14 protein-coding genes are annotated in these 22,900 nt (G+C 63.1%); 13 read left to right on the top strand and 1 reads right to left on the bottom strand.

What is annotated here, in order from left to right; all coding sequences use genetic code 11:
- Positions 1–77 precede the first annotated feature (77 nt).
- From K8I61_09025 to K8I61_08970, 12 genes are all read left to right on the top strand, one after another.
- A complete protein-coding gene (locus tag K8I61_09025; protein ID MBZ0272167.1) occupies positions 78–416 on the top strand; it encodes a NifB/NifX family molybdenum-iron cluster-binding protein in 339 nt (112 codons plus the stop codon).
- 157 nt (positions 417–573) lie between these two features.
- Positions 574–909: a NifB/NifX family molybdenum-iron cluster-binding protein gene (locus K8I61_09020; protein ID MBZ0272166.1), complete on the top strand. Its 336-nt coding sequence runs from the start codon at positions 574–576 to the stop codon at positions 907–909.
- A 195-nt stretch (positions 910–1,104) separates the two neighbouring features.
- Complete coding sequence (locus K8I61_09015) at positions 1,105–3,978, top strand: S8 family serine peptidase (protein ID MBZ0272165.1); 2,874 nt, start codon at positions 1,105–1,107, stop codon at positions 3,976–3,978.
- A 206-nt stretch (positions 3,979–4,184) separates the two neighbouring features.
- Entirely contained in the window at positions 4,185–5,177 is a 993-nt protein-coding gene (locus tag K8I61_09010; GenBank protein MBZ0272164.1) for a hypothetical protein, read from the top strand.
- Between the two features lie 168 nt (positions 5,178–5,345).
- Entirely contained in the window at positions 5,346–6,425 is a 1,080-nt protein-coding gene (locus tag K8I61_09005) for a PDDEXK nuclease domain-containing protein (GenBank protein ID MBZ0272163.1), read from the top strand.
- Between the two features lie 122 nt (positions 6,426–6,547).
- Positions 6,548–7,609: a tRNA dihydrouridine synthase DusB gene (dusB, locus tag K8I61_09000; GenBank protein ID MBZ0272162.1), complete on the top strand. Its 1,062-nt coding sequence runs from the start codon at positions 6,548–6,550 to the stop codon at positions 7,607–7,609.
- Positions 7,610–7,679: 70 nt separating this feature from the next.
- Positions 7,680–8,552, top strand: coding sequence for a hydroxymethylpyrimidine/phosphomethylpyrimidine kinase (locus K8I61_08995; protein ID MBZ0272161.1), 873 nt, complete (start codon positions 7,680–7,682; stop codon positions 8,550–8,552).
- A 99-nt stretch (positions 8,553–8,651) separates the two neighbouring features.
- Positions 8,652–10,547 (top strand): YgiQ family radical SAM protein, encoded by a 1,896-nt coding sequence (locus K8I61_08990; protein ID MBZ0272160.1) that lies wholly within the window; start codon positions 8,652–8,654, stop codon positions 10,545–10,547.
- A 166-nt stretch (positions 10,548–10,713) separates the two neighbouring features.
- Positions 10,714–10,920 (top strand): DUF1059 domain-containing protein, encoded by a 207-nt coding sequence (locus tag K8I61_08985; protein MBZ0272159.1) that lies wholly within the window; start codon positions 10,714–10,716, stop codon positions 10,918–10,920.
- Between the two features lie 255 nt (positions 10,921–11,175).
- Complete coding sequence (locus K8I61_08980; GenBank protein ID MBZ0272158.1) at positions 11,176–13,095, top strand: acyl-CoA dehydrogenase family protein; 1,920 nt, start codon at positions 11,176–11,178, stop codon at positions 13,093–13,095.
- A 106-nt stretch (positions 13,096–13,201) separates the two neighbouring features.
- Positions 13,202–14,500: a hypothetical protein gene (locus K8I61_08975; protein ID MBZ0272157.1), complete on the top strand. Its 1,299-nt coding sequence runs from the start codon at positions 13,202–13,204 to the stop codon at positions 14,498–14,500.
- Positions 14,501–14,586: 86 nt separating this feature from the next.
- Positions 14,587–17,061, top strand: a complete 2,475-nt coding sequence (locus K8I61_08970; GenBank protein MBZ0272156.1) for a hypothetical protein — start codon at positions 14,587–14,589, stop codon at positions 17,059–17,061.
- A gap of 891 nt (positions 17,062–17,952) precedes the next feature.
- On the opposite strand, the gene K8I61_08965 is transcribed toward K8I61_08970, so the two are convergent.
- On the bottom strand, positions 17,953–19,617 hold the full coding sequence (locus K8I61_08965) for a methylmalonyl-CoA mutase family protein (protein MBZ0272155.1): 1,665 nt from the start codon (positions 19,615–19,617) through the stop codon (positions 17,953–17,955).
- 978 nt (positions 19,618–20,595) lie between these two features.
- Between K8I61_08965 and K8I61_08960 the strand changes: the two genes are divergently transcribed.
- Positions 20,596–22,899 carry a DEAD/DEAH box helicase gene (locus K8I61_08960; GenBank protein MBZ0272154.1) on the top strand — a complete coding sequence of 768 codons (2,304 nt, stop codon included), beginning with the start codon at positions 20,596–20,598 and terminating at the stop codon, positions 22,897–22,899.
- Position 22,900: the final 1 nt, after the last annotated feature.

The following is a 22,900-nucleotide window of genomic DNA, read 5'->3' as shown; positions in this document are numbered from 1 at the left end:
ATTTGCCTTTCCCGCCAAGCGGCGTACATTGGACTTACCGCGCCCGTCGAATCGTGGGGGATGATTCGGGGGAAATTATGTTGAGGTTTGCCGTACCGCTCGGGAGCGCGGACGCGGCGCGGGTTCATGAAGTTCTCGACAACGCGGAAAAGGTCATGGTCATCTCGCTTGCGGGTGACGGCTCGTTCACGCGCGAAATCCTTCAGGTGTGCGAGTGCCCAAGCGCGTGCCGCGCGCGCTGGTTTCGCGACCACGGAATCCAGTGGGTGATTTGCGGCGGAATCTCGGCGCCGTTCGCGGCGCGCCTCGCGGAAAAGGGCGTTCACGTCGTTCCCCACTTCGCGGGAACGATCGAACTGGCCATCGATTCCTTCATCACCGGCCGGATTCCCGACGACCATGCGTACGCGCTTTGAGATGAGAAAGAGAAAACAGAAACGAATCCCGTCTTCGCCCGGCCCGTCACCGAAATTTCGACGCGGCGTCGCAAGAAATTCGTTGTCGCCGGGTTGAATCGGCGTATAATTTTTGCTTGGATCCGCGGAAGCAAGTGGGAAAATGAAGAGGTGCGTCATGAGGTTCGCAATCCCCCTGGGAGGCGCGGGCGCGGCGAACATCCACGAGGTCCTCGACAACGCGGAGCGCATCATCGTCGTGACCGTTGACGATCACGCGGTGACCGCTCGCGAGGAAATCGACGTGTGCGATTGCCCAAGCGCCAAACGCGCGCGCTGGTTCCACGACAACGACATCGATTGGGTGGTCTGCAACGGCGTCTCGACGCCGCTGGCTTCGCGCCTGGAGGAGTCCGGCGTCCACGTCGTGCCGTGGATTTCCGGCGCCGTCGAAAAGATCATCGACGATTTCGTCACCGGCCGGATTCCCGACGCCAGCATGTATATGGCGTAGTTGGTCGATCGGCGCGCGCCTACGGCCAATTGAAAAACAAGAATCCGGGAGATGTCGCCTGCCTGGCGGGAAATCGTGGCGCTCTCGCCGAAAAAACGATCGTCCCCGTTGTTGCTTGCGCCCCGCAAAGCGCCTAACATCCCCCCGCGTTTTTCCTGGGTGATTCCCTTGAACGGGACACGAACGGAGGGCTCCATGCGTTCGCTATCGCGGGCGTTCGTTTTTGTGTGCGTTGTCGTTATTTGCGCCGGGACGGCCTTTGCCGGCGCGACGGCCGACAACAAGATTGACCCCACCCTCGGGCAGGCGATCGAAAACGCCGCGCCCGACGCGTATCTGCGCGCCTTCGTCATCCTGACTGGGCGCGTCGATTTGCAGGCGATGGTCGACGAACTCACGGCGCGCGGCGCAAGCCTTTCCCGCCGGCACTACGAGGTCATCACCGCGCTTCAGGAGACCGCCGCCGCGACGCAGTCCGATCTTCGGGCGCACCTGGCCGACGGCGAACGCGAGGGCCACGTCGCGAAGTTCCGGCCGTACTGGATCATGAACGCCGTCACCGTGTGGGCGAAGCCCGCGTTCATCCAGCAGCTCGCCTGGCGCGATGACGTAAGCGAGATCGCCTTCGCGTATCCCATCGAAAACATCGCGCCGATCGGCGAGCCGGTGATTGACGACGGCCACCTGATCGCCGCGATCGAAAACGGCATTTCCATCACGCGCGCGCCGGAGCTGTGGGCGCTTGGCATCGACGGGTCCACCGCGATCGCGGGCGACTGCGACACCGGAGCGGACGGCAATCACATCGCGTTCGGCGACCGTTGGCGCGGCCTCGACGCGGGTGTGGATCCAGGCGAGGCATGGTTCGATCCGGTCACCAACACGACCTTCCCGTTCGATGCCGGCTACCACGGAACGCACACGCTCGGCACCATCGTCGGCGACGACGGCGCGGGCAATCAGATCGGCATGGCGCCGGGCGCGAAATGGATCGCGGCCGGCACGATCGACCGGGTGAGCATCCAGCAGACGATCGACGACTCCGTCCTCGCGTTCCAGTGGTTCGCCGACCCGGACGGCAATCCGGCGACGATGGACGACGTGCCGGACGTCATCAACAACTCCTGGGGCATCAGCCCTCTGTATCACGGGGTGCCCTTCTGCGACACGCAGATGTGGGGCGCGATCGACGCCGCCGAAGCCGCGGGCGTCACCGTCGTGTTCGCCGCGGGCAACGAGGGCTCCGCCGCCAAGACGTTGCGCACGCCGGGCGACCGCATCAGCTCGCCGTACAATTCATTCGCGATCGGATCGCTCTTGCAGGACGGCACGACGATCTCCGGATTCTCGAGCCGCGGGCCTTCGGGCTGCGACGACGTGACGATCAAGCCCGAGGTCTCCGCCGTCGGATCGGACGTGCGTTCCTCGATGCCGGGCGATCAATACGGCAACCTCTCGGGCACCTCGATGGCCACGCCGCATGTCGCCGGCGCGGTCGTGCTGTTGCGCGACGCCTTCCCCGACGCCACGCCCGAACAGATCAAGTTCGCGCTCTTTGAAACCGCCGTCGATCTCGGCGACGCCGGCGAGGACAACACATTCGGCAACGGGCGCATCGACGTGGTCGAGGCCTATCTTTTCCTGCAAACGCTGATGGTCAACTCCGACGGCAAGGTCGACGCGACGCCCGTCGTCACCTGCGGGCAGGACATCGATATCACGCTGCGCGACGCGGACCTCACTGCGGCCTTCGCGTATGTCGGAGCGACGAGCGACACGGAGACGACACCGGAAACGGTGACGCTGACCAAGGTGAAGGACGGCGTGTACGAGGGCGTCATCAGCGCGGAAACCGGAGCGCCCGCGACGGACGGCGTTTTGCAGGTCGCGCACGGCGACCTCGCGACGGTCACTTACATCGACGCGGACGACGGCGACGGCGGCACGAACGTGACAAAAACCGCCGAGGTCGAGATCGACTGCGCCGCGCCGATCTTCGCCGGACTTACGTCCGCGACCGGCGGCGATACGACCGTCACGCTTGCCTGGAGCGCGGCGGCCGATCAAACGAACGTGACCTACAACATCTACCGCGCGCTTGCGCCGGGCGGGCAAAACTTCGGCGCGCCGCTCGCCTCCACGACGCAGACCACTTACATCGATATCGGCCTCGCAAACTACACGCCGTTCTACTACGTCGTGCGCGCCGAGGATGCGTTCGGTTACGAGGAAACGAACACGGTGGAGCGCCTCGGCATGCCCATCGGTCCGGACACCCTGTTTTTCGAGGACTGGGAGACGGTGACCGGCGACCTGTCCGACTGGACAATCGAAAACGGCGGCAGCGCCGCGCACACCTGGCGCACGGACAACCCCGGCGCGCGCACGTCGCCATTCTGGGACGGGACGTTCGCGATCGCGGACAAGGAATTCGCCGGCTTCCTCGTGCCTTTTGATGACGCGATGATCACGCCCGCGATCGACTGTTCGGAGCACCACGATATCACGGTGCGTTTCGATCATTTCTTCAGTGCCGGCTTCGCGGAGCCCGGCGACGTCGCCTATTCCACTGACGGCCAGAACTGGACCGTGGTGCGGACCTTCCGCTTCCTGGACGACGAGGGCGAACGCGAATTCGATCTGCCGAACGCGGCGAACGAGCCGGCGTTGTACGTGCGTTTCCGGTACGTCACCGGCATCGGCCCCGCGGAGTATTGGGGACTCGACAACATCGCCGTGCGCGGATGGCCCGACACGCCGTCCACCACGACAACGACCACGACGACCACGACAACCACCACGACGACCACGATCCCCGGCGACGATGACGACGACACCGCCGACGACGATACGTCGATCGACGACGATACCGCGGATGACGACACGATGGATGACGACACCGCGGACGACGACGCCGACGACGATACCGCCGACGACGACACCTCGATGGACGACGACACCGGCGATGACGACGCGTCGGACGACGACTCCGGCTCGCCGCTCGACGACGACGACGACGATGACGATGACGACGATGACGACGATGACGGCGGCTGCTGCGGCTGTTGAGAAAGAGGCTGATAGACGGGAAGCGGCATGGCGACGAACGGAGCCGCGACCTTGAGGGAGCGAGCGGCACCTCACCGGCACGTACGCTGATCGCTGACTGCTGACTGCTGACTGCTGACTGCTGACTGTTGACAGCTATTCGTCCATCGCGTCCATTCGGTCCATCATGTCCATTTCGTCCATCGCCACGCACACCGCCTGACCGCATGCCGCTCTTCCGCAAAAAACGCCGCGCGGCTGACGACGATATCGACCCGCGCCTGATTCCGCGCGCGCTCGTCCGCGACATCGCTCCCGGCGACGACGACACGACATACGCGCATGACGATTCGACCGGCGACCTCGCCGCCACGATCCGCGTGCCGTTTGTCACGCGCGAAGCGCGAGCGCTCGGATACGTCGCCGCGTCCGCCGCCATCGCGCGCCTTGTCGCCCGCGGCATCGCGCCGCGTTCGCTCTCCGCCACGCTCTCGGCTCCCGCCCTGGGAACGCCGAGCTCCAGCTCGGCCCTCTCCGAATCCCTCGTCTCCGAAATGGCCGCCGGCTTCGCCGCCGCCGCCATCGACGCCCGCGCGTCCGTCGGCGAACTTTCGCAAGTCGAACCGGATGCCGCCCTCGCGGACGCCTCTCCCGCGTCGCGCTGCTTCATCACCGTAACCGCCACCGGCACCGGCCCGTCGGTCTTTACCGGCGGCCCCGCGCGGCCCCAAGACGCGTTCATCTTGACCAAGTCCGTCGGCCTTGGCGTGACCGCTCACGTCGCGCTGCGTCATCGCGACGCCGAGGCGATGCGGCGGTACGGGCGCATGGCGGGCGCGCTGGATATCGGACTATTGAAACACGCCGAGAACATCCGCGACGCGGAAGCCATCGACGCGCGCGGCCTTCTCGCCGCGCTCGCGCGGCTTTGCGTACGCAACGGAGTCGGCGCGGTGGTGACGTATTCCCGTCTTCCCCTCGCGGAGGATGTCGAGGGTTTCGTCAACGAGGGCTTCATCCCCGACGGAGCGCGCGACGGCTGGGCCGCCGCGGAAACATCCGTCGCGTTCGATCCCGACGTCACGCAGACGCACCGCTGCGTCTTATGCGATTGCGCCCTTGGCGGGGGCGTTATCGCGCTAGTCGGATCGGCGTTGGCCGGCGACGTGCGCGTGGTGGCCCAGGTCGTTTCGGAAAAGGTATTGCGCGTGCGTACCTGAAGTCGCGAACCTTGATTGATTTGGCGGATACGGGCGGCCCGACATTGTCAACGCGAACGCAATGAACGAAAAAGGAGCGCGTTGGCGACGACACGATTGGATCGGATTTTGACTACGAAACGAAAAAGCGCCGGCCCGGCATCGGACAAGACGCCCGCACGGCGATCGATGGGACGCGCGCGCGACGAGGCGGCGTTCCCTGTCGCGCCGCCGCGTTCGGAACTTCCGCGCGACTACGCCGAAACCCTGGGCGAACTGAAGCGCCGCATCGCGAACGAGCGCCTGCGCGCGGTGCTGTCCGCCAATTCCGCGATGGTCAATCTATACTGGGATATCGGGCGCGTGATCCTGGAGCGCCAGGCGCGCGCCGCATGGGGCGCGAAGGTCATCGACCGCCTATCGTCCGACCTGCGCGAAGCCTTCCCCGAGATGAAAGGCCTATCCCCCCGGAACCTGAAATATATGCGCGCCTTCGCCGTCGCCTGGCCGGACCGGGCAATTGTGCAGCAGCTTGCTGCACAAATACCCTGGTTTCACAATTGCATCCTTCTGGACAAAATCGCCGACGCGCCGACTCGCGAATGGTATATGAAAAAAACCATCGAAAACGGCTGGTCGCGTAACATCCTCGCGATGCAGATCGACGCCCGAGCCGACGAACGGCACGGAAAGGCGATCACGAATTTCGATGTCGCGCTGCCGCCCTCGGATTCCGACATGGCCGCGCAGATTTTCAAGGATCCGTATTTGTTCGATTTTCTGGGCACCGCCGATCCCCGGCGGGAGCACGAGGTCGAGCAGGCGCTGGTCGATCACATCCAACGATTTCTCCTCGAGCTGGGAACCGGATTCGCGTTCGTCGGACGCCAGGTGCTGCTTGAAGTCGGGGACGACGACTTTTACATTGACCTGCTCTTTTACCACCTGAAACTGCGTTGCTACGTCGTCATCGAGCTCAAGGCCGTTCCCTTCAGTCCGGCCTTCATCGGGCAGTTGAACCTTTACCTCTCCGCCGCGGACGACCTGTTGCGCCACCCGGACGACAGGCCGACTATCGGCCTTTTATTGTGCCGTTCGAAGAAAAAGATCGTGGTCGAATACGCGCTGCGCAATCTGAAAAAGCCGATCGGCGTCGCCCAGTGGGAGACGCTTATTGTCGCCAATCTGCCCAATGAATTGAAGGGTAGTCTGCCGTCCGTGGAGGAGATCGAGGCCGAACTCGCCGATTCGTCACTGACCGACGGGTAAATCCGCTACGGCGACAGCCGAACCGCCCCTCGGGCTTTCCCGTTTAATTCGTTTGCCGCTGTGGTATTTATACCGGCCCGCGCGAGCCGAAGATCGGCGCGCGTTGAAAAGGTATTTCATCGATGCGTCCTGCCCTAAAAATCCGCGACCTGGACCTTGGCCTCGGCGTGCTGATCTCGCCGATGGTCGGCGTCACCGACCTGCCGTTTCGGCGCCTTTGCCGGCGGTTTGGCGCGGACCTGACGCACTGCGAGATGATCGCCGGGCCGACGCTCATCGCGTTCAAGAATGGCAAGATCAAGCACGCGATGCGCATCATCGCGACGGAGCCGGACGAGCGGCCGTTTGCCGTGCAGCTTTTCGGCAGCATTCCCGACGCGCTCGCCGCCGGCGCCGCGATCGCCGTCGAATATGGCGCGGACCTTGTCGATCTCAACATGGGCTGCCCCACCCGGAAGGTCGCCGGCAACGGATCGGGCTCCGGACTTCTGCGCGAGCCGGAAAACGCGCGACGCTGCATCGCCGCGATCCGCGCCGCCGCGCCGGGCGTGCCGTTCACGGTGAAGATTCGCGCGGGCTGGGATCCGGACAACGCGAACGCCGCCGAGATCGCGCGCATCGCCGAGGGCGAGGGCGTCGATTCGATTTGCGTCCATGGCCGTTTCCGCTCGCAAAGCTACGGCGAGGCCGCCGACTGGACGCACATCCGCCGCGTGAAGCAGGCCGTGTCGGTTCCTGTCATCGGCAACGGCGGCGTGATGACCGGCGACGATGTGCGCCGCCTTGTCGACGAGACCGGCTGCGACGGCGTGATGCTGGCGCGCGGCGTGCTTGGCAACCCGTGGTTGATCCCCGAGGCGCGCGCCGTGCTCCTGGGCGAACCCGTCCCCCCGCGCCCGCGCGCGATGGAAAAGTGGGAGGTTGTGCGCCGCTTCTGGGAGGAGCTCGCCGGGTTTCGCGGCCTTGAAAAGGCCGTGCGCGACGTGCGCAAGCACCTCATCTGGTTCACCAGGGGCCTTCATCGCGCCAACGATTTTCGCGCCGACCTGCATATGTTCGTGGACCCGGAAACGCTCGTGAATCACACGCGCGCGTTTTTCGAGCAGGCGCACGAATACGAGGAAACGGCGCCCGCGGATCTTCTTCCGGACGACGAGCCGATCAGCGAGCGGTATCAGTTGTAACAGGGAACAGGCTGGAAAGCTGGAATGTCATCGCGGACGTTCGAGCCGCCCGCCGCCGGAAAAACGACGGATGCGCGTCAATCCTCAATCTTCAATCTTCAATCTTCAAACGCAATCGAAGCAGGCGGGACGCCCGCGCTCCCGGGACGGCGCCCCGAAGTGCCTCCTTGCCGTCGGCGGCCTCGATCCGTCCGGCGCGGCGGGGATTCTCGTTGACGCGCGCGTTTTCGCGGCGTACGGCTTTCATCCGCTCGCCGTGGCGACCGCGCTCACGACGCAGACGCTTGACCGCTTCGTCGCGGCCAATCCCGTGCCGGCCAGGCTCGTGCGCACGCAGTTGGAACTGCTGCTGGCCACGATGCCCGTCGCGGGTATCAAGATCGGTATGCTCGGCACCCCGGCCCTCGCGCGCGCCGTGGCCGAAGCGGTCCGGGGCGCGGGCGTGCCGATTGTCGTCGATCCCGTGCGGACAAGCTCCTCGGGCGGCGCGCTTGCGCCCGACCATCGCTGGCGGGCCATGATGCGCGGCCTTGCGCCCATCGTGACCGCGATGACCCCCAATGCCCACGAAGCCCAGGCGTTTTCCGGCATCTCGATCGAGAATCGCGGGGATATCGCGAAAGCGTGCGAATCGTTTTATGATGCGGGATTGTCGTTCGTCGTCCTGACGGGCGGACATCTATCGTTCGCTCGCGGGAACGACTTTGTGTTTGGCGGACATGGCCTGGAGCACGCAAGCGGAAAACGGCGCCGGCGCGACGTGCGCGGAACGGGGTGCGTCCATGCCTCCGCGCTCGCGGCACATCTCGCGCGAGGTGACGATCCCGTCGCGGCGGCGCGCGGCGCTCGCGCGTTCGTCGAGAAATACATTGACGGCGCGGCGCGCGTCGGGCGCGGACCGCGGGCGCGGTGGATGGGGCGTGTGCCCGATTCGATCGAATGACGGAGCCGACCCGGCCCGAGGGGCCATCAGAAAAATTTTCGTCGGGGAAATCCCGGAACCCGGTTTTCACCGGCGCACAGGCATGAGAAAAAAAATCCGATGAGATATCAAACCCCGCCGCCGGAACGCCCCACGTTTTTGCCGATGTCGCGGTATGAGATGCAGCGCCTGGGCTGGGACGTCTGCGACGTCGTGCTCATGACCGGCGACGCCTATATCGACCACCCCAGCTACGGCGTCGCGGTCATCGCGCGCCTGATCGAGGCCGAAGGCCTGCGCGTCGGAATCATCGCGCAACCGCACCCGAGCCGCGTCGTCGATTTCACCCAGCTCGGCAAGCCGCGCTATTTCTTCGGCGTCACAAGTGGTTGCGCGGACTCGATGATCAACAACTACTCGCCCACCAAGCGCCCGCGGAAGTTCGATAACTTCAGCGCGGGGCGGATCCCCGGCCGGCGGCCGGACCACGCCGTGGTCGCGTACGCGTCAACGCTGAAGCGCATCTACCCCGACGTGCCCGTCGTGCTCGGCGGAATCGAGGCGAGTCTGCGCCGCCTCGCGCACTACGACTATTTCGACGACGAGGTGAAGATGAGCGCGCTGTCGGAGTCCGGCGCGGATCTGCTCGTCTTCGGCCAGGGCGAAAAGGCCACGCGCGAAATCGTGCGCGTGTTCGTGAGCGGCAAGGGCGCGCGCGGGTGCCGCGACATCCGGGGGCTCGCGTTCCGCGCCGGCGACGACGAGGACATCGCCCCGCACACCGGCGGCGACGAGATCGAGCTGCCGGATTTCGATGCCGTGGCCGCGGAGAAGATGAATTTCTTCAACATGGCCAAGGCGGATATCAAGAACATCGACCCGTACACCGCGCGGCCGCTCGTGCAGCGATACGGCGATCACCGGCTGGTCATCAACCGCCCGCAGCCGCCGATGACCACCGAGGAGCTCGACGAGATCTACGAATTGCCCTACGTGCGTACGCCGCATCCGAAATACAAGAAACAGGGCGCGATTCCCGCGTTCGAAACCGTCAAGTTTTCGCTGATGACACATCGCGGGTGCTTTGGCGGATGCAGCTTCTGCCCGATCTACTTCCACCAAGGGCACCACGTCACCTCGCGCAGCGAAAAGGGTATCCTGGACGAGGCGAATCAGGTCTCGAAGTTCCGTTATTTCCGCGGCGTCATCAGCAACATCGGCGGGCCGATGGCGAATATGTATCAGACGCAATGCTCGCGCGTGGCGGGCCGCCGCGAGCGCGAAAGTTGCAGCCAGGATTCGTGCATGTATCCGGAGCCGTGCCGGAACATGAAAACCGATCAGCGCCCCTACCTCGAACTGCTGCAAAAAATCCTTGCCATCGAAAACGTCGAACAGGCGTTCCTGGCCTCGCACGTTCGCTACGATCTGCTGGAGGGCGACCCGTGCGGGCAGGAGTTGCTCGAACTGATCCTGAAGGTCTTTTCCGGCCCGCAGTTCAAGTGCAGCCCGATGCACGTCTCGGACGCGGTTATCCGCCGATTGCGCAAATACCCAAACCACGCGACGGAGCGATTTGTCGCCAACTGTTCGCAAACGCTCAAAAAGATCGGTGCGGACGACGTGGAGCTTGTGCCGTATTTCATGGCGTCGCACCCGGGCTCCACGATGGAGGACGCTCTCGAAGTTGCGCAGTTCATGGATGAGCGCGGCATCGCGCAATGCCAGATCCACGACTTCGTGCCGATCCCCGGAACGGCAAGCGCGTGCATGTATTACACGGGCATGGACCCGTACACCGGTGAGACGATGTACCGTCCGCTCTCGCACCGCGAACGCAAGTTGCAACGCGCGCTCCTGCAGTTTTACAAGCCGGAAAACGCGCGTTTCGTGTACGAGGCGCTCATCGAAGCGGGCCGCACCGACCTGATCGGCGACGGCCCCGGCTGCCTTTTACGCGCGGCGCCCGACGAGGTCCGCCCGCCGATCGCCGCCGGTTCGCACGACGAGAACTGATACCGCCACTTGCGCCTTCGTTGTTTGTCTGCTCACAAAAACTCGAATTATTCCCCCCGCCCGCCATCCTCCGTCGCACGCGCGCGCTAGAGTCACCCGTAACGCCAATGACGGCGCGTCTTTCCACGGGGTGCGGAGCCCGGCTCCGCGTAAGGAGGATTCCGACATGGCCGAGCAGCCGAATCAGGAACGCTACGTCGCCGATTGCCGCAGGTTTCCGAGCGATATCAATTGCTCCCTGACGATCGCCGGAACAAGGGACGAAGTCCTCGAGGCGGCCGTGCAGCATGCGGTTTCGAAGCACGGGCACAAGGACACGCCGGAGTTTCGCGAGCAGCTTCGCCAAATGCTCGAGAGGGAAACCGCGCACTGACGGCCGGCGCCGATGGGGGACGATCCGGTCGCGCGCGGCGTGCGTCTTGCCCGCGTCGCGGCGATGAATGGTGGTTCAGTTTTGACTGGACAGCGTATCGCGGTTTCGTTAGGTTTTGAGATTCGTGTTCGGGCGCGGGCGCGTCTCGCTCGCGCCTGACCTCCGGTTTTTTTCATTCGAACGCTCCGGGCGGCGGTCGGCGTGCCTGGCGCGTCCGACCTTTGGACGCCGCCGCGGCGGAGAAGGAGCACGTCCATGGCGACCGCGGAAGAGATGAAAGCCCGGGAGATCGCGGAAGAGGCGCGCGAGAAGGAGTGGCACGGCAACGCCTTCATTCGCGACATCTTCCTCGGCAACTTCGAACTCGGCCTCATTCACCCCTACCCCATCGGGGAGCCGGATCGGCCCGAATTCCTGGAGTTCTACGGCAAGCTGAAAACCTTCCTGGAAGAAAAGGTCGATCCCGCCGCGATCGACCGCACCGGCGAATATCCGCCGGAGGTGGTCAAGGGGCTCGCGCAGCTTGGCGCGTTTGGCCTGAAAATCCCGAAGGAGTACGGCGGCCTGGGGCTCTCGCATCCCGAATACGTCCGCACCATGGCGCTGCTCGGAAGTTACGACGCGAACATCACCGCGCTGCTGTCCGCGCACCAGGCGATCGGCGTGCCGAATCCGGTCAAGCTCTTCGGCACCCCCGAACAGAAGAAGGAATACCTGACGCGCTGCGCGAAGGGCGCCATCAGCGCGTTCGCCCTCACCGAACACGCCGTCGGATCGGACCCCGGCCGGCTTGCGACCGTCGCCGAGCCCACCGAGGACGGCAAATGCTACATCCTGAACGGGCAAAAACTCTGGTGCACCAACGGCACGCTCGCCGAAGTCATCGTCGTGATGGCCCGCAACCCGAAAAACAACCGCATCAACGCCTTCATCGTCGAGATGAACTGGCCCGGCATCAAGATCGACCATCGCTGCCGCTTCATGGGCTTAAAGGCGCTTGCCAACGCGGACATCAGCTTTACCAACGTCGTCGTGCCGAAGGAAAACCTCATCGGCAAGGAGGGCGAGGGCCTCAAGATCGCCCTCATCACGCTGAACACCGGGCGTCTCTCGCTGCCCGCGGCGACGGCCGGCGGCGCGAAGACGGCAATCGAGGTCGCGCGCAAGTGGAGCAACGCCCGCGTGCAGTGGGGCCTTCCCATCGGAAAGCACGAGGCGATCACGCACAAGATCGCCGACATGGGCGCGCAGGCGTTCGCTATGGAATCCGTCTCGCACTTCGTCGCGGACCTCGCCGACCGCAAGGGCTACGACATCCGCCTGGAGGCCGCCGCCGCCAAGGAATGGAACACCGTGCGCATGTGGCACATGCTCGATGAGCTGCTGCAAATTCGCGGCGGGCGCGGTTTCGAGACGGAGGACTCGCTCGTCAACCGCGGCGAGGTGGGCATCGGCGTCGAACGCGCGTTGCGCGACGCGCGCATCAACCTCATCTTCGAAGGTTCAAGCGAGATCATGCACCTGTTCATGGCGCGCGAGGCCGTGGACAAGCACCTGGACGTCGCCGGTGCGCTCGTTAATCCGAAATCGTCCGTCGGCGAAAAGCTCGCGACGCTGCCGAAGATGATCGCCTTCTATTCCTGGTGGTATCCGACGCGATGGATCGGCTGGGGCTTCTGGCCGAAGTACGAGGAGTTCGGGCGGCTGGCGCGGCACCTGCGTTTCGTGGAAAGGCGATCGCGCCGGCTCGCGCGTTCGATCTTCCACGGCATGGTCGTGCATCAGGCGAAACTTGAACACCGGCAGGGCTTCCTGTTTCGCGCGGTCGACGTCGCGATGGAGCTGTTCGTTATGTCGGTGACCGTCACGCGCGCGCACGCGCTGAAAAAAGCGAACGCGCCGGACGCGGATCGCGCGATGCTCTACGCCGACATGTTCTGCCGCGACGCCTCGCGCAAGGTGAACGAGCTTCTGCGCGGCATGTTCCACAACGACGACATCTTCAAGTACAACCTCGGCAAGGACATCGTGGAAGGCAAGGACACCTGGCTCGAAAAGGGCTCGATGGGCGTGCCGTACACGGTCGAGCAGATGACGCCGCTGTCCGTGCCGGAGATCCTGAAGCGCCGCGAGCAGGCCGCCAAGGAACCGGAGACGCACGCCAAGGCGGGCTGACGCGATGACTGGTCACAATTCGTGACCAGTTCGATAAAAACAGAATTGACAAACGGCTCCCGGTAAGGCACCGGGAGCCGTTTTCTTTCGATCGTTCGGAGCCGCGTTGACGACAATCGACACGCCATCCACATCCGCCGCCGCGAATGAGCGCCCGCCGATTGTCGGCATGCCGGCCGTCACGGGCGAGCGCCGGCGCGACCTCGATTTCTATCGCGGTTTCACCGTCGTGCAGATGGTCGCCGCGCACTTGCTCATGCACTCGGTCGCGCCGATGCGCGCGGACGAGACGATGCGGCTATTCCTTTTCTCGTACGCCGAGCTTTTCTCCGCGGGCTTTCTGATGCTCGCCGGCATCAACGTCGATCTGGTCATGGACCGCATGTCGGCGAACCCGGCTTTCCGTATCACGAAATTCTACGCGCTCACCGCTTGGGGCCTTTTCTTCATGGGCTGGAGCTACAACCTGCTCGAAGGCACCGGGCCCTGGATGAGCGTCGTGCAGTCGATCGGCGTCGGCGTGTTTGTCACGTACATCTTCCTGCGCGTGAAGACGCCGACGTGGCTGCTGCCGATCGTCGCGCTGCTGTTTTTGGCCTGCTACTACCTGGCCGTCGGCGCGAACCTTTCGATCGCCCCCGACGTGCGCGACCATTTCTTCTGGCGCCTATTCGCCGGCCACGGCGAGATGACAAAAGAAGGGCTCAAGGCGCTTTGGCCCACGCCCTACCTGTTCGCGATGTTCGGCGGCCTGCCCGTGTCGGGTTTCGTGCTGATGGGCGTTTTCATCGAGCGCATGCGCGGCGCGAGAGCCGTCGCGTGGGGCGCGTTTTGCCTTGCGCTTGCGTTCGCATCGCACCTCATGCCGACGATGATCTACAACCCCGATACGCACCCCGTCCTTCGCGCCGATCTCAAGTTCCTCATGCAGATCCTGCCCCTTTACACCGGCTGGCTGTTCACGTTCCGCTATCTCTACCCGAAAGTGCGCCGGACGAAGTTCACGCGAGCGATCGAATTTTTCGGCGTCAATTCTCTCGACTTCCTCGTCTTCCACTGGATCTTCATCGGCCTTGTCACGGTGACGACACCGTTTCTTAACAAGACCATGTCTTTTGCCGCCGCGCAGTGGGTGCGCGCGGGGCTTGTTGTCGTGCTTCTCGCACTCACGCTGCCGCGATTCGACGCCCTCCGAAGGCGCATCGCCGCGCGCCCCGAGTTCCTTCGCCGCGCGTGGCGCGTGCTGCTGGCGTGCTTTGCGATCGCCATCCTTTCGGCCGGCGCGCGCATCATCGGCGTGCGTATGATCGCCGGCCTTGTCGCGGCGCTCACTTTCTGCCTGATGTACCCCGCCCAGCGCGCGGCCTGGCGCGCCAAATGCACCAAGGCGGCGCTGCGTCGATAATACGCGTGGAAAGATGAAGATATTTTTCATCGACAACTTGGGGCGACAAGCCTATCGTGATTTCGCGTCATTATTGGAGCGTCTCGATGCGCGAGAGAAGCCGCCTCAGGGTTGCGTTACTACTGATCGCGGTGGTTTGCGTGTTTTTGGTGACGGGTTGCTCTTGCGGCGACCCTTCGTCAAACGCAGGCCAGGCCGACGACGACACCGCGCTCGACGACGATTCCATCGATGATGACGACTCGGTTGATAACTCCAGCGACGATGACGCCGATGACGATTCCATCGATGACGATGACACGGGCCTGGACGACGACACGGGGTTCGACGACGATTCGGCCATCGACGATGACACGGAGTCGGACGATGACACGGCCCTGCCCGACGATCCCTCGGAAACGCTTTGGGACAAGGACGGCTTGCTTCTTCAACGGGTATGGGGCGGATTTCCGAATCTGACGTCCGAGGCCTTTGTCCTGGCGAGCAACGGCGACCGGCACGTGGTCGCCGGACAGGGACGATGTGTCGTTCACTACAAGGTCACGCCCGAGGAGGAAATCGCAAAAGAAACGCTTGCGTACTTTGCGTCGTCGCCCGCCGTGGCGATCGACACGGACGACCGTCTTCATGTGCTATATCTCGACCTGCGAGGCGCGAAGCTTGTTTACGCGACGAACCGGAGCGGCGCTTGGACGCGCGAAATCATCAGCGACTACATTCTGTACCGGGAAAACGGCGCGGTTCAGTTCGTAGTCGACGTGGATGACATGGGATACGTCCACCTGGGATTGGAGGACGCCGTTCGGGGCGGGTACTCCTACGGGACGAACGAGAGCGGCGCTTGGGAATTCGAGGTGCTGGACCCGTTCGGCACGACGAACATCGGTAGTTATGATCGTAATAAAGCGTTGGTTGTGGATAATACGGGGACAGTTCATTACGCCTTTCACCACTTTAGTACGGATGGGTATGTCTTTCGATACGCGCGAAAGGCACCGGGAGAGGGTTGGACGATGGAAACCGCCCGCGATGGGGGGTCACCCTACATTGACATGACCCTAGACGCCGATGGTCAACCAGTCATCGCTTGGATCGAGAATGGAATTATTTACGATAATGTGTGGTTAACGCATCGCACCGATGATGGATGGGTTGATGAACTCCTTCCCATCGAGACGCAATCTCGTCGGTTAATAGATGTGCGTTTACTGAATGGTGAATTACAGATCGTCACCCGATCGGATTTTGCCCTGACACTCTGGCATCAAATTTCCGGCCAATGGGCAGGTGAGGCGATGGAGGCACCTCCATATTTGATTGATTATTCGGTTTCACATGCGAATGAAACTAACTTCGCAGAAATTGCATTTTCATCTTCACCGGTTGGGCTTTTCCTCGCGCAGTTTGATGGTACGAATTGGCAGGTTAGCTCAAAGATGCAAGATGGGTTTGCGTTGTCGTATCCCCACACCGACAGCGCTGTTTGGGGAGACCGCTTGGACGTCGCGTTTCAGCACTTCATCTACCAACCGATCGATGAGGATACGTGGCGTAACATTGGCGAAATCTGGGCGGCGCGGCGGCAGAACGACCGCTGGGTGGTGGAGAAGGTGGGGACGGGACAGGGTCCCAGCCTCGATCTCGATTCCGCGGGTGCCCGATACATCAGCGCTGCGGACCCATCCGAGGACGACGCGCCAGACAGCCTCGTCCTGTTGTTCGACAACGTCACGGGCGCCTGGCGCGAGCGCACCGTGGAAACTGCGCCCGACGACCCGGGCTACCCCGCCTACAAGATCGAAACCAGCGTGGATCTGACGCCGGATGATGTCGTGAACGTCGTGGCGGCGGGGATCGTCGGCGACGTCTCTTGGGGTGATCTGGGGGTGACGTGGTCTTGGGGGGACGGCGATACTTGGCACACGGATGTGTGGAACTGGTTCTCTGCGGTCACCGGTTACGCAGATGTCCGTTTGCTGATGGCTCCGGACGGCACCCCGCACGTCATCGGCTCGTTCCCGTACTTCAATTTCTTTTCCATCGGTCGGTTCCTAGTGACGCTGTGGAAGACGCCCCTGGGTTGGCAACGGCACTACGTCGAGGTCGGTCCGACAGAGACCGAGTACGGACTCGGCATGGACGCCGTCATGGGCGAGGACGGCACGATCTACGTGACCTACGGTTACCGGAACTCCACGGGGGTCGGCGGACGGTTGGCAACCGGGAGCAAGGGGTCGTGGACCATCGAGGATCTGACGGACCCGACGGAGTCCATCAGTGTCGAAAGCACGGCTGTGGCCTTCGGACCGGATGGGCGCCTGTACGTTGCCTACGCGGATGCCCCCCTTGTGCCGATAGACCCATTGTGTTGCGAGGTGCATGCAATGGTTCTGCAAGACAGTACTTGGCTCGACAAAGTGGTGGACTGGGGTGGTCATGTCGGCAGCAACAGCGGCATGGATCTTACCGTGGACGCGAGTGCCATGGTTCACCTTTTATACGGCGGGGAACAGTCCCTATGGTACGTCCGATTCGGGGATGATTTCCTGGAGGCGGACTGATCACCCCCGGCGAGCCGTCACACGTACGACGTCGCGGACGGCCGCCCCAAGCGCGACGCGATCGTCATCGCCAAGTGCCGAAAATCGCAACAAATTATTTCTTCTGAACCCCGGAAACGCCGGCGGTGTCAGATGCGTATCCAAGGTCGGGAAAGCGCCCCGCCGGGCGCCGGGGAAAAAATGGGTTGACAACTTCGACGCACCGCGTTAAATTTGGCCTTGGATGAATGAATCGTCATTCAATTTGACAATCGAACGAACGAGCAGAGAAGGCAGGAAGCGCGCCCCAATCCGCTGTGATCCTCAGAAAAGTTCGGGTGCGGCTTTAAGCCGTTCCGCAACGGCCAGAAAATTTCCTTCCGAAACGAGCTAACCAGTCAGCTCCTGCCGCCTCTCCTTTTTGTGTGAAGAGTTCCCCGAGAGGGAACCAAAACAGGCCCGGAACCCCGGGCCTGTTTTGCATTTTGGATATTGATTCGCATGCGCGTGCCCGTGCCCGGCGAATCGCATCCGACGGTACACAGAGAACACGGAGGAGACCCGGAGGACACGGAGGGGGAATTTTTGAACAGACAAGCCGTGCGCGATCGCGGGGGAGTGAATCGAACAAGTTGGCGGCGCGTTGCGTGCTGGTTGTCGAATGCCACCCGCGTATTCCGTCGCGACTTCGTCGCGCCTTCATTTGCGGCACTGACGCCGCGGCGCCAAACACGCGACGTGACAACGCGGACTTGACCGCGCACTCCGGCGCTTCGCGCCTCCGTTTGCGGCACTGACGCCGCAGCGTCGCGCGAAATCCCCCGTGTCCTCCGTGTCTCCTCCGTACGCTCCGTGTTCCGCCGAATGCGATTTGGCGTTTCACTCGCCACTCGAAACTCGACACTCGAAACTTCAGATCACAATCACTTCCTCGAACTCGCCGAACACCTCGCGCATCGCGTTGGCGATCTCGCCGAGCGTCGCGTACGCCTCCACCGCGGTGAGGATCTTCGGCACCAGATTCTCCGTGCCCCTGGCCGCCTCGCGAACGCCGGCAAGCGCCGCGTCCACCGCCTTCGGATCGCGCCGCGCGCGCAGCGCCGAAAGGCGCCCGGACTGCTCGCGTTCGGCCGACTCGTCGATCTTCAGGATATCCATCGGCGGTTCCTTGCCCATCTCGAATTTGTTGACGGACACAATGACGCGCTCGCCGGATTCGATCTCCTTTTGCCACTCGTACGCCTTGTTCTGGATCTCGCGCTGCGGGAAGCCCTGCATGATCGCCTCGACCATGCCGCCCATCTCGTCGATGCGGCGGATGTAATCGAACGCGCGCGTCTCGATTTCGCTCGTCAGCGATTCCACGTACCAGCTTCCCCCCAGCGGATCGATGGTGTCCGCCACGCCGGACTCGTGCGCGATGATCTGCTGCGTGCGTAGGGCGATCGTCGCCGCGTGTTCGGTCGGCAGCGCGAGCGCCTCGTCCTTCGAGTTGGTGTGCAGCGGCTGCGTTCCGCCGAGGACCGCCGCGAGCGCCTGCAACGTGACGCGCACGATGTTGTTGTCCGGCTGCTGCGCGGTCAGCATCGAGCCGGCCGTCTGCGTGTGGAAGCGCATCGTCATCGACTTCGCGCTTTTCGCGTTGAATCGCACCCTCATGATCTTGGCCCACATGCGGCGCGCGGCGCGGAACTTGGCGACCTCCTCGAAAAGGTCGTTGTGGCCGTTGAAGAAAAACGAGATGCGCGGCGCGAACTCGTCCACGGACAGCCCCGCGGAAAGCGCCGCTTCCACGTACGCGATGCCGTCGGCAAGCGTGAACGCGACCTCCTGCACGGCCGAGCACCCCGCCTCGCGGATGTGGTAGCCGGACACGGAGATCGAATTCCAGTTCGGCACGTTGTCCTTACAGAATGCGAAGATGTCCGTGATGATCCGCATGGATTCCGCGGGCGGGTAGATGTACGTGCCGCGCGCCATGTATTCCTTGAGCAGATCGTTCTGGATCGTGCCGTTGAGCTTGTCCGGCGACACGCCCTGCTTTTTCGCGACGGCGATGTAGAGCGAAAGCAGAATCGCCGCCGTCGAGTTGATCGTCATCGACGTTGAGACCTTGTCGAGCGGGATGCCGTCGAACAGCGTTTCCATGTCCGTAAGCGACGAAATGGCGACGCCCGCCTTGCCGACCTCACCCACGGCCTGCGGCGCGTCGGAGTCGTAACCCATCTGCGTCGGCAGGTCGAAGGCGACGGAAAGACCCGTCTGGCCCTGCGAGAGAAGGTATTTGTAGCGCGCGTTGGTCTGTTTCGCGTCGCCGAAACCGGAATATTGCCGCATCGTCCAGAAGCGGCTCCGGTACATTGTCGGCTGCACGCCGCGCGTGTACGGATATTCGCCGGGAAAGCCGATTTCGTCGGCGAATTCCGCATCCGGCGCGTTCGTCGGATCGTAAACCCCATCCAGCGTGTAGTCGCTCGTCGAGCGAAACGGCGTGCGCCGTTCGGGGAATTTCGCGGCGGATTTCTCCACCGTCTCCTGCCAGCGCTTGCGCGCGGCCTCGATCCTGGCTCGATCCATACGATGCTCCTGTCTCGACCGTGGGATTCCCGACGCGCCGGGATACGACGAGCCGATCATAGCCAAGCGCGAAAGACGCGCCAAGCCGGAGCGACCGCCCGTCTTGTAACTTGCTGAGTTTTGATCGAAAAATCCGCCGAGCCACGGACGCGGAGCGCCGTTCAATAAACCATGATCGTCATTCATGCCAATTGGTCGCCGGACAACGGCTTTTTTCTCTGGGGCGAAACGGACTCCGTTTCCTCGTCGAAAAAGCGCGAAGTGCGCACGGCGAAAGTGGCGGCCATCGCGCCGCATCCCCACGCCGCCGCATGCGGGCCATTGCGGGAAACGCTCGCGGATCTGCTCGGCGACGGATTGCCGGCGCCGGGAAACGACGACGTTCTCGAATTATTGTTACCGGCCACGGCCACGGGTCCGGTTTCGTCGCCCTGGTTGATCCTGGAAGATCGCGCATCCCTTGACGCGACGAGTCCGTGCGAGCTTGGTGCTTGGCGCGTACCCGCTCTTTGCTTTTCCGGAATGGACACAACGGACGTTTTGCTCCGGTTGCCGTCGCGCCCCGGCATGGGCGTCGTTTTTGGCGACTCCCTGCGCTTTTTTTCGGAGGCGGCCCGACTGGCGGACGAACTTTTTTTGAACAAGCGCTATTTGCCGTCCATCAGCAAGGCAAGCGACGGGTGGGTATCGGAATGGCGGCCCCTGTTCGAAAACGACAGCCGGCTGGCCGTCCTGTTGCGGGCCATGCCGCCGTCTTGCAGGGCCGTTCCTTCCCTTGCGAACCATTCGGCGGATCGGTTGACGCGGGGCTTCGTGACTTCCCTGCTCGACGCGCGGGTACGCCGGGCGCTCCAAGGCCGTCCTTTGTCGTTTCCCCGGCGCGGGTTGTTGAAAGCCCCGCCTCTTGACGCGTGGCTGGCGTCCCTTGGCGACGAGAACGAAATACTGTTGGGGGATGACGACCGATGGGCGCCTTTTGTGCGCGATTTGCGGGCCTGGACCCAAGGCGCGGACACCGGCGGCTCCTTTCGTCTTTGCTGCCGCGTTGAACCGCCCGAGGACACCGAAAAAGCGAATTCCGCCGAATGGAGAGTCAGCTACCACTTGCAGGCTCTGGACGACCCCAGCGTCGTGCTCGACGCGGCGGATGTCTGGACAACCAGCAAGCGAACTTTGACCTTTCTCAAGCGAAAATGGGAAGACCCGCAGGAGCGGTTGCTTGCACATTTGGGGAAGGCATCCCGCCTTTCCCCGGCCATCGAAAAAAGCCTGTCCGATCCGACACCAACCGGGTTTTTCTTTTCCGCGGGGGATGCTTACGACTTTCTGCGCCATGCCGCGCCGCTGTTGGAGCAGGCGGGGCTGGGGGTGCTGACGCCGCCCTGGTGGAGCAAGCCGGTCGCCCGATTGGGCGTCAAAATGAAGCTCTCCTCAAAGGATGGAGGCGGCGTTTCGTCGGGACTGGTCGGCGAGGAGGGCATCGTCGCCTTTTCCTGGTCCATTGCCCTTGGCGACGCCGAACTTTCGTTGGCCGAGTTCGAGCGGCTTGCGCGTCTCAAGCAGCCTTTGGTGAAAGTGCGCGGGCAATGGGTGGAATTGAAGGCGGATCAGATCGAAGCGGCGCTGGAATTCTTTCGAAAAAAACAGGATCGGGGCGAAATGGCGCTGTCCGATGCGCTTCGCGCCGGACTTTTCCACGAAACGGACGCGGCGGGGCTCCCGTTAGTCGGCGTGGAGGTGACCGGCGACATCGCTCCGCTATTCGAGGGTCTGACCACGGGGCAAGCCTTGGCGCCGGTATCCGTGCCCAGATCTTTGAAAGGCACTTTGCGCCCCTACCAGGAACGCGGCCTCTCGTGGCTGGCTTTTCTTGAGCGCTTCGGCCTCGGCGCTTGCCTGGCCGACGACATGGGCCTTGGGAAGACGATCCAGTTGCTCGCACTACTGCTCTTGGAACGGGAAGGCGTCCCCGTCGATTCCGGTATTCCGCCGACGCTGCTCTTCGCGCCCATGTCCGTGCTGGAGAACTGGAAGCTCGAGGCGTTGCGTTTTGCCCCGTCCCTGCGCGTCACCATCCATCACGGCCCGCAACGCCTCTCGACGAAGGACGATTTCATCGACCACGCGAAACGACACGATCTCGTTCTTTCCACCTACGCTCTCGCGCTGCGCGATCGCGAGTTGTTCCAGGCCCTTTCCTGGAGACGCGTGGTTCTCGACGAGGCTCAGAACATCAAGAACAGCCAGGCCAGGCAAACCCGGGCGATCCGGGCGATCGGCGCGTCTCGAAGAGCCGCGCTGACGGGCACGCCCGTCGAAAACCGGCTTGCCGAATTGTGGTCCATCATGGAATTCCTGAATCCCGGATTTTTGGGCCAGGCGGAGTCGTTTCGCCGCGGGTTCGCCATCCCGATCGAGAAATATCGCAACACCGGGCGCGCCGAGATTCTCAAGCGCGCGATCTCTCCGTTCGTGCTGCGGCGGTTAAAGACGGATCGCGACGTGATCGCGGACCTTCCGGAAAAGATCGAGACGAAGGTCTTCTGCCCGCTGAGCCGCGAGCAGGGAACCCTCTACCAGGCCGTGGTCAACGAGATGATGGAAAAAATCGATTCCGCGGAGGGCATCGAACGCAAGGGGCTCGTGCTGGCCACGCTGATGAAACTCAAGCAGATCTGCAACCACCCCGCGCAATTCCTTCAGGAGCGTGACGTTCCGGAGCGATCCCTCGACGGGCGGTCGGGAAAGCTTACGCGCCTGTTGTCGATGCTCGAGGAGATCCTGGACGCCGGGGACAAGGCGCTGATCTTCACGCAATTCGCGGCGATGGGCACGATGTTGCGCACATCGCTCCAGCACGCCACCGGGCGGGAAACGTTATTCCTGCACGGTGCGGTGCCCAAGAAAAAACGGGATGCCATGGTCGCCGAATTTCAGTCGCCAGGCGGGCCCGCGCTGTTCCTTCTCTCGGTCAAGGCCGGGGGAACCGGTCTGAACCTGACGTCGGCTTCCCACGTGTTCCACTTCGATCGCTGGTGGAACCCGGCGGTGGAGGACCAGGCCACGGACCGCGCGTTCCGCATCGGGCAGAAAAAAAACGTACAGGTCCACAAATTCGTTTGCCAGGGGACCATCGAGGAGCGGATCGACCGCATGATCGACGAAAAAAAGGCGTTGGCCGACAGCGTCATCGGCGTCGGCGAAAACATGCTGACCGAAATGTCCACGGATCGGTTGCGTGAGATGTTCGCGCTTTCCCGGGAAGCCGTGGCGGAGGACTGAA

Source organism: bacterium (assembly GCA_019912885.1).
Classification (GTDB): domain Bacteria; phylum Lernaellota; class Lernaellaia; order JACKCT01; family JACKCT01; genus JAIOHV01.
This window is presented reverse-complemented; position numbering and strand designations above follow the sequence as displayed.